Here is a 13494-nt window from a genome sequence, read left to right on the forward strand (position 1 = left end):
ATCTGCGCCAGAAATTCTTTCTTCTTTGTCCGCACCTGCGCCAGTTCATCGCTCAGTGCGGACATGCTCATTTGTTTTTCCATACTTTCTTTATATCATATCGATCAATATTGTGTCTGCTTTTCTGTGCGGTATTGCCCTTAATAAATAGCAGCAATATGTATATGCCGTACAGCCTGAGAGAAAAAGCTTTTATTCTTCGCCACACGCGGGGAACCGCACGCAAGCATATCCTCAACCACACCTTCGAAATGCACAGAGGCGACACGCCGACGGTTCATACACCCCGCCATCAACTTTACATGATGTTTGTTTGTGGAGATATCTTCGATTTTCCGTCGGACCCCACCGTCTTTCCAAAGTGCGATTCCATAGGTCCTATGAACCACACCGTGCTCATCTCTTATCGCTCCTGCTGTTACAAAATAATACTCCAACTGGAATCCGCCCTTTCCGCCGAAAATAATAATTGCAGAATCCAGTATACTGAAAAAAGGCGTTAATTGCCGTTAAGAAAACGCGGGCAGCCGCCAATCTTCCGTTAAGACTTATTCCTTTTCCCCGTCCAGCATCCGGTAACCGACGCCGGTCTCCGTAAAAATATATTCCGGCTCCGCGGGGTTCTTTTCCAGCTTGCGGCGAATATTTGCCATATTCACGCGCAAAATCTGATTGCTGCCCCCTGTAACGCCGGGGCCCCAGGTCTCCCGCATCACAAAGTCGTAAGTAAGCACACGCCCGGCATGGCGCGACAGCAACGCGACGATATTATATTCCGTCTGCGTCAAATGCACATCCGCACCGTCTACCGTTACCCGGCGCTTGTCATAATCGATGCGCATTTTGCCCGCACGGAACACGCCGCCCGATGCATTTATATCCGCTCTGTTCTGGCTGTGGCGCAGCGCTGTGCGCACACGGGCCAACAGCTCGCTGGTCCCAAAAGGCTTTGTGATATAATCATCCGCGCCCAGATCCAAAGATTCCACCTTATCCCGCTCATGGGAACGCGCCGATACAACGATCACCGGCGTCTGTGTCCAGCTGCGCACCGTACTGAGCACTTTCTGCCCGTCGATATCCGGCAGGCCCAAATCCAGAATGATCAGATCCGGACAGTAGGAGGACGCCATCATCAACGCCTCCTCCCCCGTGGCTGCGCGTTTCACCTCATACTGGTTCGCGCGCAGAACCGTTGTGATGAAACTGGCAATGTTGCTTTCATCTTCCACCAGTAAAATCAAATATTTGTTTGCCATTTTTATTCCTCCTCCAGCGGAAGCCGAAATGTAAACTCCGCGCCGCCTCCAGGCACGTTGCGCGCCTCCATGGTTCCGCCGTGCGCTTTTACAATACTGTTGCAGACCGAAAGGCCGATTCCCATGCTGTGGTGGGCGTCCGCATGGTCCTCTCTGTCCCTTTGAAACATGCCGTCAAAAATATGCGCAAGCCGTTCCGGAGAAATGCCCGCGCCGTTGTCACTAACGCAAAATTGTGCGTTTTTCCCCTGCCGTGACACGGTAAGCCTTGCTCTTGTATCCGGCGGAGTATGAAAAGCCACGTTTTCCAGCAGATTTATGATCACTTGCTTGATGAGCATCGCATCCATGGGCACCATCAGCAAATCGTCCGGCACAGAAGCCGAGATCACGCGTTCCGGGAAACGTTTTCGAAATTTTGAAACAGCTTCTGCAACAACTTCCTCAGCCGCCTCCGGTACTTTATTCAAATTCGCTCCCACCGCCCCGTCTACACGCGTAACCGTAAGCAGATTTTCAACCATACCCACGAGCCATTCGGCATCTTCGTGTATCTCTCCCAGCAAAGTAAGGCGTTCTTTTGCTGTGAGCACACTGTCATTTTCCAAAATCGCAGAACTTGCCCCCAGAATGGAAGTAAGCGGCGTGCGCAGGTCATGCGACACGGCTCGCAGCAGATTGCTGCGCATCTTTTCGCGCTCCGCTTCAAGCTGAAGCTGTCCCTGTTCCTTGATGCGGGCCGTCATCGTGCTCGTTGTGACGGAGACAATGAGCGCGCACAAAATCGTTACAGGATAACCGGGCAGCGTGAAATTGAACGCCCAGTACGGATAGGTGAAAATAAAGTTGGTAAGCAGAACGCCCGCGACTGCGGCAAAGGTTCCGTACAAAAAGCCCTGGGTAAACCTTGCAATCATGAACGCCGCCAACACATAAATGACCTGTACAGCCGCCATGTAATCATCTCCCGGGTTAAGTTCCCGCAAAATGATGCACGACGCTGTCGCCAGAAACAGACCGAACAGCGTTTTCAAGCAGTCTCCTGCAGATACGGGAAAGCACCGCTTGAAAAATCCGCTTATGCGGTTCGCCACAAAAGTCACCTCTCCCTGTCTCATGCTCAGGAACTGCAATAGAAAAGCTCTTCTATATAATAACAAAATCCAGCAAAAATTCCTAGGGCAACACCGCAAAATTCACGGCTGATGCCTTAAGCGTCGCCTCGCTTGCAGATTTTCCGGCAGCTGTCACAAAAATGCTCGCGAATACACAAAGTATTCGCTGCGCTTTTTGTTTAACCTGCCAAAAAATCTGTCGGCGCGATTCGACACTTAGAATTGTGCGGTGTTGCCCTAGTACCCAGCTTTTGTGCGGAACGGCAGATACAAATAAAATACGGAATATGCCACAATCTCCACGGCATCCACGAATTTTTTCTCAAATCAGCCAGTCGATTTTTATTTCCTGCGCACCTGTTTTACCATCTCTTTCTCCTATCTGAACATCTTGAATAAAAAGAGCCGCCAGTTCCCTTGTCAGAGCGGATGCTTCCGTAATCTCCTGTAAGTAAGTCTCCAGTTTCGTCCTGCCTCCCGGCGCTTTTTGTTCCTCTTTTTCCTCAAGAGCCAATGCTTCGAGCCTGTGTATCAATTCTTTTTTGTCCGCAAGGTAAACCCGGTTCAGTTCCAGAAACTGTTCTTCTTCCAGAATGCCACGGGATTTGTCCAAATACAGGTCGTGCAATGCCTTGATCCGCTGCTCAAGCTCCATCTTCAGGCGCAATTGTTCCTTTGTACGGCGTTTCCGGTCGCTCTGTGCAAGATCTTCCATAGCGCATACATCCGCCTGCTGCGGATCGAAATAGCGATTTATATGACATTGCAGCCGGCGCAGCACCTCCTCCTCCAACCAGTCCAGGCGGATGTTATGATTTGTGCACAGAGGCTTGTGCGTCGCATACAGCTTGCACCTGAGATAAGAATATTTGCCGGCAGCCCGGCCGTTGCTGTAGCGCTGCATCGCGCTGCCGCACTGCATACAATGGACTTTCCCCGCCAGTGGATGCACCTCTCCCAGCCCCGTGGAGCGTGTGCGCGCATGCAGCATTTCCTGTACGCGCTCGAACGTTCTGCGGCTGATGACCGGCTCATGGGAATCTGGCACAATGATCCAATCGCGCTGCGGTACAGAAGCCATCTTTTTGGATTTATAGCTGATTTTTTTTGTGCGCCCCTGTACAAGGTCTCCCGTATACATCTGATCCCGCAGGATACGGCTTACTGTCGTGCGGTTCCACAGCCCATGGTCGTTGTGCGCTGCGCCGTTACGGTACGGATAGCCCATCGCCTGCTTGTGCCTCGTCGGGTTCGGCACGCCGTCCCGGTTCAGAATGGCCGCGATGCTCTGTGTGCCATGCCCCGCCAGATACAGCGCGTAGATGCGCCGCACCACGGCGGCCGCCTGCGGCTCCACGATCAGCTTATTTTTATCCGCCGGGTCTTTCCGGTAGCCGTAAAGCGGGAACCCTCCGATGTATTGTCCCGCCCGGCGCTTGTAGTCGAACACAGTACGGATATTTTCCGATAAGTCTTCCAGATACCACTCGTTGACAAGGCCGTTGATCTGCCGCGCTTTTTTGTTGCCCTTGATGTCCGTGTCCACGTTGTCGACCGTAGCGACAAAACGAATGCCCCATTCCGCGAATAAGCCGTGGATGTATTTTTCGACCAATTCCATGTCGCGCGTAAAGCGCGACTGTGTTTTCACCAGCACAATGTCGAACTGCCGCGCCTCTGCATCCGCGATAAGCTGTCGAAAGGCCGGGCGTTCCCGGTCAATGCCGGAGTAATCTTCATCACAATAAATATTGTAAATGTCCCAGCCCTTGTCCAGCGCGTACTTGATGAGCATGGATTTCTGATTTTGGATGCTCTCGGACTCCGATTGCTTCTCCTCATCCTCCCGGCTCAGCCTGCAATAAATCGCCGCCGTCATGGCACTACCTCCTGCACAGTGTTCTGCCGCAACGGCAATACTGCCACATCGTTTTCAAAACAGCCGTCACACACAGGAAGAGTTTTCTGTACGGGATTGTAAGTATTGCTCCATTTTCTGTTGAACGGATGTCTTCCTTTCAGCCTCTGTTTTCGCCTGAAAGGATTCTGTTACAATAAATATTGGCCGTTTCATATAGATCGCCCCGGTAATACTTATGCATCAGCAGCCCGTCCCTATCGCTCGGCAAACAGGACATTCTCCGGCAAGGAGCCGCACTGCCTGTATACCGCCACTCCGTTTTCGCAAATAAGAACATCTTGCATTTGGCTTTTAGCGCGGAGTCCATCTTGAATGCGCATAAATTCCATTTCCACACAAAAGCTCCCCGGAACAGTCAATTGGGCTGTTTCGGAGAGCTTTTTCTTATTGATTCGTATCTTTTTGATTTGCAGATTTGCGTTACATCCTGCAGGCGCTGCACCCCTGAGGGCATGCAGGAGAGGCATCGCCCTCTTCATTTTTGCCGAACACCTGTTCGTACAGCCGCTTGCCTGCCGGCGTCGCCGCGAGGCCTCCTTCTGCTGTTTCCTTCAATGCCGTGGGCATCGCGTCGCCTACGCGCTTCATCGCGAGGATCGCTTCATCGGCGGGGATAGGGCTGCGAATGCCAGCCAGCGCGAGCTGCGCCGCAACAAGAGCGCCCGCCACGCCTGCCGCATTGCGGTGGATGCAGGGAATTTCCACAAGACCGGCCACAGGGTCACACACAAGGCCCAATACATTGCCCAGAGAGATGGACACCGCGTCACCCAGCATATCCGGCGTGCCGCCGCACAATTCCACAAGCGCCGCCGCAGCCATGGCTGCGGCACTGCCGCACTCGGCCTGACAGCCGCCCTGCGCGCCCGCAATGCACGCATTGTTTGCAATCACCATACCAACCGCTGACGCCGTGAACAGTGACATCACGCAAGCGCGCTCCGGCAGCTTACGCTCTGCCTGCAACGTGAGCACGGCGGCCGGCAGAATTCCGCAGGAGCCTGCCGTGGGCGCCGCAACGATACGGCCCATTGCCGCGTTCCATTCGCTGACTGCAAGCGCGCGGGTGAGCGCGCCGGAGAACACCCCGCCGCACAGCACGTTCCCTTCCCGCTCTGCACGTGCCATACGGTAAGCGTCTCCGCCCGAAAGGCCGCTGGCCGAACGTACGCCGGGCGCTTTCCCCTCCTCCACGGATGCCGCCATTACCGCGTAGCTTTTGCGCATGATTTCATACAATTCGTCCGCGCTCTGTTCCATTTGTACCGCCTGCTGCTCCAGCACCAGCTCAGAGAGCTTCCTCCCGCTTTGTTTCGCTGCTTCGATCAATGCGGCGATTGAATCATATCTTAAATCCATTCTCATTCTCCCCCGTTACATCGGTGCAAGCATCGTGGACGACAATACATTCGGAAGTTTTTCCACACAGGAATTCACATCAGGCTCCAGCGCGCCGTCCACCTCGATGGTCATGACCGCTGTTCCTCCTTTTTGTGCGCGGGAAAGGCGGAAATTACAGATATTGACGCCGCGCCGGCTCATTTCCTCCGTAACGGCGGCAATCGTTCCTGGCGCATCACGGTGCAGTACGATCAGCGTCGTATACTGACCGGTGATCTCCACAGCCATGCCGTTTACGCGTGTGACAAGAATATTTCCTCCGCCCACTGAAGCTCCCTGCACGCTCACCGTATGTCCCTGCGCATCCGTCAAAGTGATAAGCGCGGTATTGGGGTGTGCATTTTCCAAAGCAGCCGGCATGATGGTGATGGCCAGCCCGGCTTTCTGCGCAAGCGTCAAACTGTCGCGCAGGCGCGCGTCATCGGGCTTCATGCCCAGTATCCCCGCGACAAGCGCCTTATCCGTCCCGTGGCCCCGGTATGTCTTGGCAAAACTGCCGTGCAAACGAATGTCCGCCGTCACGGCCGGAGCACCCAAAAGCGCCCGTGCGATGAGCCCAATACGCGCCGCGCCCGCGGTATGTGAGCTGGACGGCCCGATCATCACAGGCCCGACAATATCAAATACATTCATGGAACCCCTCCACATTATGTTTTACATATGCGCTGCCGCCATTTGCCCGCCCCTCTGAACATCGCTCTGCGGCTTCGGGGTTATTATACTACATTTATCCCTTTTTTGATATGGGAAATATGTATCATCCGCAACCAAAAAGGCGGCGCTCCCGTGCAGAAACGCCGCCATGAATGGGTCAAATTTTGATTTTGAGCCACTTGTCATGTTTGAAGCGCCACATTGTGAGCAACAGGCGCAGAAGCTGATCGATGGCCAAGCCGAGCCATGCACCGAACAGCCCCATGCCCAGCGGATAAACAAACAGCCAGCCGGACAGCGGACGGATACACGCCACACTGATAAGAGAAACCAGCGCCACGAAACGCGTATCGCCGCCGCCGCGCAGGCACCCGCTGTAAATCACCTGAGATATCTGCAGGAACACGATGACCGCGACGAAATCCATGATCATGGCGCCGTAATCGAGGATCTCCGGATCTGCTGAAAAAAGGCGGAACACATCGCGGCCAAATACAACATACACAAACGCCACCGCTGCCGAGCACAAAAAGCCCAGCCGCTGGCAAAAGCCGCCGTACACCTTGGCCAGGTCCGGACGCTTTTCTCCCAGGCTCTGCCCGACAAGTGACACCGACGCAACAGAAAGGCCGTCGCCAAACGCAAAGGAAATGGTAATAATATTCATGCCGATCTGATGGGCGGCAAATGCGTTCGTTCCCAGGCGCGCCACGACCATCGTGTACATCAGGAAGCCAAAACGCAGGAACAGCTGTTCCGCCAGGGTGGCGGAACCAATGTTGGCGATGGAGCCGAGTGTCTTGCGGTCAAAGCCCACCGGCCTTTTATTGTAAAACAAGCAGAGGAAGCTGTCGGGATGCATTACCGAGCGCAAAGCCATTCCGCTGGCTACGACAGTACCCAGCACTGTTGCGATGGCAGCGCCGTTTACCCCCAGTGCCGGGAAGCCGAAGTTTCCGCCGATAAGCAGGTAGTTGAACACAATATTCACAAGATTTGAAACAATATTGGTACGCATCGCAATTTTTGTGTTGCCGACGCCGCGCTGAGCCGCATTGATGACCATATTCAGCACGTTGAAAAACTGGCAGCCCACAATGATGCGAAAATAACCCGTGGCAAGCTCGTGCGTGTCCTCGTTGGTTCCCGCGAGCCGAAGCACCGGCTCTGCAAAAATGAGCGCTAGAGCGGTTATAACGACAGTAAGCACCACTGTGATCAAAATTGCCTGTACCAGAACACGATTTGCGCCTTCGCGGTCTCCTTCCCCCTTGCGCCGTGCTACAATGGCACTGACCGCCACATTCACAGAAAGGAAAACCGCCAGACAAATGAATTTCGGCTGCCCGGTCAGACCGATGGCCGCAATGGCCGCGGCTCCCAGTGACGATACCATAATGGTATCCACCACGCTGACAAGCGCCACCAGAAAGGATTCCAGCGTGGAAGGCCATGCGACGCGGAACGCCCGCCTCAGCAGGTCTCCGTCGTCCGGCAGGGGTCCCTCCAGCTGTGTGCGCTTTAAAATGCGCCGCGCATTAAAAAGCAATGAAGCAACTCGGTTCAATTCCCAATCCTCCATACATTTGGCCGCATCACAGATGCGGCCATTTTTCCTATATATTTGCATTATATAACACCTTTCGGCACAGAGCAAGCCGCCTGCTATGCCGTCAAAAAATCCCGGCCGAAGTACAAACGGCCGGGATACATTTTAAGATAACAGGAGCCGCTGCCTTATCCTTTGACCGCTCCCGCTGTCAAACCGGTGATGAACTGACGGTTCGCCAGCAGGTATACGATCAAAATAGGGATCAGGGCGATGGAAGCGCCGGCCGTCATAATGTGCCATTCTGCCGCGGCGTTGGCAGAATAACGCAGATTTGCCACAGCCACGCTCAATGTTTTCAAGCCCGGGTTTGACATCGTGAAAACCTGTGCCGTCACAAATTCGTTCCATGCGGTGCGGAATGCAAACAGCGCGATGACGCCGAGGATGGGTTTGATCGCAGGAACAATGATCTGCCAGAAAATGCGGAACGTACCTGCGCCGTCTATGGTCGCAGCTTCATCCAGTTCCTTGGGAACACTGCGCACAAAGCCTGAAACCATGAAGATATTCGCCGCCTGCCCGCCCGTGAGCAGCAATGCCAGCCCCACCATATTACTGGTAAGTCCGACGGCATGCAGAAGGCCGTACAGCGGATACAGCGCCACAGAACCCACGGAGATGAACATGCTGAGCAGATAACTTGTGGTGAGCAGTTTTTTGCCCGGGAACTCTCTGCGGGCAATGATATATGCAGCCATCGAAGCAGTCGTAACTGTGAACAACACGGTCAGCAGGGCCAGCACAACACTGTTTAGCGTATATTTACCGAACTCCAGCTTCTGGAATGCGTAGATATAGTTTTCGATCTGCCATTTTTCCGGCAAGATACCGCCGCCCAGCGTAAGCTCGGCATTTGTTTTGAAAGAGCCCAACAGAGTGTAAATAACGGGATACAGCGTAAAAATGCACATTGCGCCCACAAAAGCCCATTTGAGCACCTGCCCGATGAAAGATACCGCCGCATCGCGGCGTTCGCTGGGGCGCATCTCTGCCCAGCGCAAACGGTGTGTTTTTTCCATAGCGGTTCCTCCTTATTCGCCCGTTACTTTGTCCAGCTTACTGCCGATAAAGAGATACAGACCGGTGATCAAACCGATGATGCAAGCCGCCACCAGGCTGACAGCCGCGCCGTATCCAAATTCCTGGGTGACCGTAGAGCCTGCGGAAATCGGGAAGAAGAGCTGGTAGATATAAAGGAACATGACATTTGTTTTGCCCATTGGACCGCCCTCGGTCAGCACCATGATGCTCTGCATATCCATAAAGGAAATCACCAGTGCCAGCATCAAGATCATCTTCAGAACCGGTGCCAGGAGCGGTATCGTGATGCGGAACAAAGTCTGTGCACCGTTTGCACCGTCCAGCTTTGCGCTTTCATATACATCCGTAGAGATCCCCGTCAGGCCTGCGATAAAATACACCATGTAGTTGCCCACACCACCCCAAACAGCCAGGATGATGACTGTGAGCATCGCATGCTGCACCCCCAGCCAGTTTATATTTTCATCGATGACGCCAAGCCACATCAGAAAACGGTTGATCTCGCCGTTGTATGTATTGAACAGCAGATAGAAGATAAGAGCCATCACTGCGCTGGACATAATGGTTGGCGTAAAAATAATGGACTGGCTCACGGCGTTGATGCGTGTGCTTTTACTGAGCAGAAATGCCAGCATGAACGCGATGGGCAGCGTAAGAATGAGTTTGCCCCCCACATAGACGAAGGTGTTTACCACAGAATCCCAAAACACAGGGTCCCTCGTAAAAACACGCACAAAATTGTCCATTCCAACAAACTTCGCCTCGCCGTAGCCGCGATAGTCGAACAGCATATACCGCAGCGCCCACAGGATGGGATACACCGTGAACACTGCGAACATGATGATGTTCGGCAGCAGCATCAGATACGAGGTGCGCTCGTTATAGACGCGCTCCCAGACCTTTTTCCCTTTCTTCGACATGCCGTCACTCCCCTTGCCGTAATTGGTACCTCAATTATACCGCCGGCCCAAGTATGCGAGGGAGGAAAATCATCGGAAGATATGTCTAAAATTCAACGAATATCAAGCCTTTCCCTCCAGGGCGGCAGCTTGATATTCACTGGGCGTCATATGGTAGAATTTTTTAAAACATACGGAAAAATATCGTGAATCCGCGTAGCCCGCCTGTTCGGCAACATCGCACACCTTCGTCTGCGGATTGCCAAGCAGCATGTGTGCGTGCTGCATACGCTGCGCTGTCAGGAATTCCGTAAACGTCTGCCCAGTCTCCTGCTTGAACAGCTGCCGCAGATAATTGGGGCTGATAAACAGTGCCGCAGCCACGTCGTCCAGAGAAAAATCAATGTCTGAGATATGCGCCTGCACCACCTCGCTCACACGCTCCGTCAGTATGCGCCGGGGCGGCTTTTCTCCCTGGCGGCGCAGCCAGTACAGCGATACGAAGTTCTCGAAGCAGGCTCTCAGCTCCTCCATGCTCGCCGCCGCCATGATCTCCTGCTGAAAATTTGTGAATTCGTAATAGCTCATCGGCATATCGGAAGCTGGTTTTTTCAGAATGGAATAGCACAAGCGCAGCACGCACATGCGAATGAATGTCGCATCGCGGATCTCCCGCTCCACAAACCATGCGAACAGCGCTTCGCAATTTTGGACAAAAGCAGCCCGGCTGCCGCACTGTACCGCGGCGGGGATGTCACGAAGGAGCTCCTCCGGCGGCTCCGGACACGGCAGAAGCTTTCCGGCCAAAACATCCTCGTAGGTGGTAACGGGCGCCGCCTGTTCCGGGAACGCATAGGCGCGAGCCTGCGTAGATTGGCGGTAGGAAAGCTCCAGCTTGGCGGGCGTTTCCGCAATACAGCCGACAAAAAAATGCACATCCAACGCCTGCGCGCGTTTACAGGATACCGCAATGGAAGTAAGCGCATGGCTCAGCGTGAGAAACAGCCCTGCGCGTGCCGTGCGGGGCGCACAGAACACCACCGCCTGCCGGGGCGGCGTGCCGAGACGGAGCAGTACAGTACGCACCGCGCCATAGAGCCGTTGTTCCAGCACCCGCTCTAAAAGAGCGCGCTGTGCGTCCAGGCCGTCGCACAGTACGCAGCAATAGCTTGTCCCCTCTTGCGCAAACACGGCGTTTGCCGCAGAGAGAGCAGGCAGCTCTTCTCCCAGCAACGCAGCACGGAAATAGCTCTGCAATTCCAGCTCGTTGGTTTTCTGCGTGTTGGTCCGCAGCGTTTCTATCTGGGCCCAGCGCAAAGCCTGTGCGTCCAGTTCCGCTGCGAAACGGCTCAAAGCGGAAACGAGCTTTGCAGTGTCCAACGGCTTCAGCAGGTAATCGCTGACCCCAAGACGGAGAGCCTGCACAGCGTATTCAAACTGGTCATACCCGCTCAGCACCAGCAGCTTTGCCTCCGGCAGAAGATCAGACAGGCTTTCCAAAAACTCCAATCCGTTCATGTGGGGCATCGTGATATCCGTCAACACCGCATCGGGCAGAATCTCCCGCGCCAGCGCCAGCGCCTCGCGTCCGTCCCGCGCCAGTGCTGCAACATCCCATTCCGGGCAGTTCTGCCGCACAAAATCCGCCACGCCCTCGCGGATGCTCTCCTCATCGTCCGCTATCAGTAAGCGATACATATTGCTCCACCTCATCCTGTGTGATACAGGGCAATCGCACGGCGGCCACCGTGCCGCGCCCATATTCGCTCTCCAGCATCAATCCGTACTCTGCGCCAAAATACAGCCTGATACGTTCGTTGACGTTGAAAATGCCGTACCCCTCCCCGCTGACGGAAAGGCCGCGCGCAAGGTCTGCCTGCAGCATGGCCAGCCGTTCCGGCGGTATCCCCGGGCCGTTATCCGTCACGCGCAGCTCCATCACACTGCCGCTGCGCCGCCCGGATATGGCAATAAGCCCCGGCGCCTCGCTCTCTTTGATCCCGTGATAAATCGCGTTTTCCACCAACGGCTGCAAAATCAGCTTAACGGTATAAAGCTGCAGGATATCCGGCGAAAGCTCCACCGTATAACTCAGCTTTCCGCCGTAACGCAGCTTCTGAATCTGCAGATAACTGCCCACATGCTGCGCTTCCTGCTCCACGGAAATGATCTCTCTGCCGCGGCTCAGCCCGATACGGAACAGCGTCGCCAATGCCGTTGTCATTCGGCTGATATCCTGCGCGCCCGCACGTTCAGCTTTCCAGCGAATGGAGTCCAGCGTGTTGTACAAAAAATGAGGATTGATCTGCGCCTGCAGCGCCTTCAGCTCTGCGCGGCGCTTGAGCTGCTGCTCCACACGCACACGCTCTTTTTCGTCCTGTAATTGGGCGATGTATGTTTCCTGTTCGTCCAAAAGCATGTGAATGTGCGCCAGCATGCTGTTAAAGCTGCGGGACAGCGTTCCGATCTCGTTATGATACGGATATTCAAAGCCCTGCCAGTCGTTTTTCACGTCCACACTGCGCATACGCTGCGACAGACGCGAAAGCGGCTGTGTTACGCTGTGGACGATACGGGTCAGCGCCACGAGAAGCACCAGCACCACAGCAAGACTGACGGCAAAAAACACATTGCGGATGTTCTGCAGCTGGCCCAGAATATGTTTTTCCGATTGAAGATAGACCACGTGCCAAGGAGCGTTTGCCAACGCACGGTGAGCCGTCAGATACTTCCCCCCTTGCGCTGCGGTTTCTGTAAAACCTTCGGTTTCAAGCACCGCATGCAGCGCCCCGTAGTCTTCCGCAAGCGCGGCGGCAGCCGCGCCTCCCGCCTGCGTAACCAACCGGCCCCGGCCGTCCACCAGCAGCATATCCGAACCGTCGTCGGGTACAATATCGTGCAGATACGCCGTCAGACGCGCTTTGTCGATATTGGCCAGAAGCACGCAATCGCCCCCGTAACCGTCTACGGAAAAACGGTACATCACAGGCAGCACCTCGCGATGCGTGATGAATATTTCATCTTTCTGCACTTCACCCCAAATAACATAGCTTTCGCTTTCTTCAGCCTGGCGCCACAGCACAGACGCCTCAAAGCGGTATTCCTGCTCGGTGGAGACGCCCATATCCGTGAAGCTGCTTTTGGGCGTATACAAAAAGATGGAACTGATGAGAGGCTCCGTTACCTTGTGCAGCGAGAGGCACGGCGAAAGCAGCGTCATCGCCACGCCCTGCGCCGACGGCTTATCGCTGAGCAGATAATCGGTCAATGCGCCCTCAAAGCTCGGGTCGAGCCGAATATAAAACAGCCGCTCCACTACATTGCGCAGCTTTGCGTCCATATAAGTCTGCGCCTGTGTGAGCGTCACATCCGCCGCGCTGCGCGCCTGCCGTTCCACATTTTCAGCCACATAGAAATACAACGCTACCTGGCACGCGATCAGCACGGTCAAAAGCACCGCCGTCACCAGCAGCGAAAGCTTTACCCTGAGGCTCGCGTTGCGGTAAGCACACAACAGCCGTTTCATTCCAATCCCCCCGGCACGAAGCGCAAAATACCGTTCATTCTTGCTTTGCTGTGCAAAGCAAGAAAA

At 54.6% G+C, this 13494-nt stretch carries 11 protein-coding genes; all 11 read right to left on the reverse strand.

Annotated features, from left to right (window positions below):
- Window positions 1-140 precede the first annotated feature (140 nt).
- The 11 genes from IIY41_RS14110 to IIY41_RS12555 all read right to left on the reverse strand — a co-directional run bounded on the left by IIY41_RS14110 (window position 141) and on the right by IIY41_RS12555 (window position 13428).
- On the reverse strand, window positions 141-389 hold the full coding sequence (locus IIY41_RS14110) for a DUF6514 family protein (RefSeq protein ID WP_353806334.1): 249 nt from the start codon (window positions 387-389) through the stop codon (window positions 141-143).
- 159 nt (window positions 390-548) lie between these two features.
- Window positions 549-1259, reverse strand: a complete 711-nt coding sequence (locus IIY41_RS12510) for a response regulator transcription factor (RefSeq protein ID WP_009325672.1) — start codon at window positions 1257-1259, stop codon at window positions 549-551.
- 2 nt (window positions 1260-1261) lie between these two features.
- Complete coding sequence (locus tag IIY41_RS12515; RefSeq protein WP_242853435.1) at window positions 1262-2353, reverse strand: sensor histidine kinase; 1092 nt, start codon at window positions 2351-2353, stop codon at window positions 1262-1264.
- 343 nt (window positions 2354-2696) lie between these two features.
- On the reverse strand, window positions 2697-4253 hold the full coding sequence (locus tag IIY41_RS12520; RefSeq protein WP_287401017.1) for a recombinase family protein: 1557 nt from the start codon (window positions 4251-4253) through the stop codon (window positions 2697-2699).
- 462 nt (window positions 4254-4715) lie between these two features.
- Window positions 4716-5660: an L-serine ammonia-lyase, iron-sulfur-dependent, subunit alpha gene (gene sdaAA, locus IIY41_RS12525; protein WP_050004166.1), complete on the reverse strand. Its 945-nt coding sequence runs from the start codon at window positions 5658-5660 to the stop codon at window positions 4716-4718.
- A 9-nt stretch (window positions 5661-5669) separates the two neighbouring features.
- Window positions 5670-6329 carry an L-serine ammonia-lyase, iron-sulfur-dependent subunit beta gene (gene sdaAB, locus IIY41_RS12530; RefSeq protein ID WP_009325665.1) on the reverse strand — a complete coding sequence of 220 codons (660 nt, stop codon included), beginning with the start codon at window positions 6327-6329 and terminating at the stop codon, window positions 5670-5672.
- Between the two features lie 178 nt (window positions 6330-6507).
- Window positions 6508-7917 carry an MATE family efflux transporter gene (locus tag IIY41_RS12535; RefSeq protein ID WP_009325664.1) on the reverse strand — a complete coding sequence of 470 codons (1410 nt, stop codon included), beginning with the start codon at window positions 7915-7917 and terminating at the stop codon, window positions 6508-6510.
- 170 nt (window positions 7918-8087) lie between these two features.
- A complete protein-coding gene (locus IIY41_RS12540; RefSeq protein ID WP_009325663.1) occupies window positions 8088-8981 on the reverse strand; it encodes a carbohydrate ABC transporter permease in 894 nt (297 codons plus the stop codon).
- A 12-nt stretch (window positions 8982-8993) separates the two neighbouring features.
- Window positions 8994-9923, reverse strand: coding sequence for a carbohydrate ABC transporter permease (locus IIY41_RS12545; protein ID WP_050004165.1), 930 nt, complete (start codon window positions 9921-9923; stop codon window positions 8994-8996).
- 102 nt (window positions 9924-10025) lie between these two features.
- On the reverse strand, window positions 10026-11600 hold the full coding sequence (locus IIY41_RS12550; protein ID WP_009325661.1) for a response regulator transcription factor: 1575 nt from the start codon (window positions 11598-11600) through the stop codon (window positions 10026-10028).
- Window positions 11572-13428 (reverse strand): sensor histidine kinase, encoded by a 1857-nt coding sequence (locus tag IIY41_RS12555; protein WP_009325660.1) that lies wholly within the window; start codon window positions 13426-13428, stop codon window positions 11572-11574. Before IIY41_RS12555 ends, IIY41_RS12550 begins: the two co-directional genes overlap by 29 nt.
- Between the last annotated feature and the right edge of the window lie 66 nt (window positions 13429-13494).

This window comes from Ruthenibacterium sp. (assembly GCF_017421385.1).
In the GTDB taxonomy this organism is placed as follows: domain Bacteria; phylum Bacillota; class Clostridia; order Oscillospirales; family Ruminococcaceae; genus Ruthenibacterium; species Ruthenibacterium lactatiformans.

Coding starts and splice junctions, on each gene's coding strand:
- IIY41_RS12540 (WP_009325663.1), bottom strand. CDS start 8,981: ATGGAAAAAACACACCGTTTGCGCTGGGCAGAGATGCGCCCCAGCGAA.
- IIY41_RS12555 (WP_009325660.1), bottom strand. CDS start 13,428: ATGAAACGGCTGTTGTGTGCTTACCGCAACGCGAGCCTCAGGGTAAAG.
- IIY41_RS12545 (WP_050004165.1), bottom strand. CDS start 9,923: ATGTCGAAGAAAGGGAAAAAGGTCTGGGAGCGCGTCTATAACGAGCGC.
- IIY41_RS12550 (WP_009325661.1), bottom strand. CDS start 11,600: ATGTATCGCTTACTGATAGCGGACGATGAGGAGAGCATCCGCGAGGGC.
- sdaAA (WP_050004166.1), bottom strand. CDS start 5,660: ATGAGAATGGATTTAAGATATGATTCAATCGCCGCATTGATCGAAGCA.
- sdaAB (WP_009325665.1), bottom strand. CDS start 6,329: ATGAATGTATTTGATATTGTCGGGCCTGTGATGATCGGGCCGTCCAGC.
- IIY41_RS12520 (WP_287401017.1), bottom strand. CDS start 4,253: ATGACGGCGGCGATTTATTGCAGGCTGAGCCGGGAGGATGAGGAGAAG.
- IIY41_RS12510 (WP_009325672.1), bottom strand. CDS start 1,259: ATGGCAAACAAATATTTGATTTTACTGGTGGAAGATGAAAGCAACATT.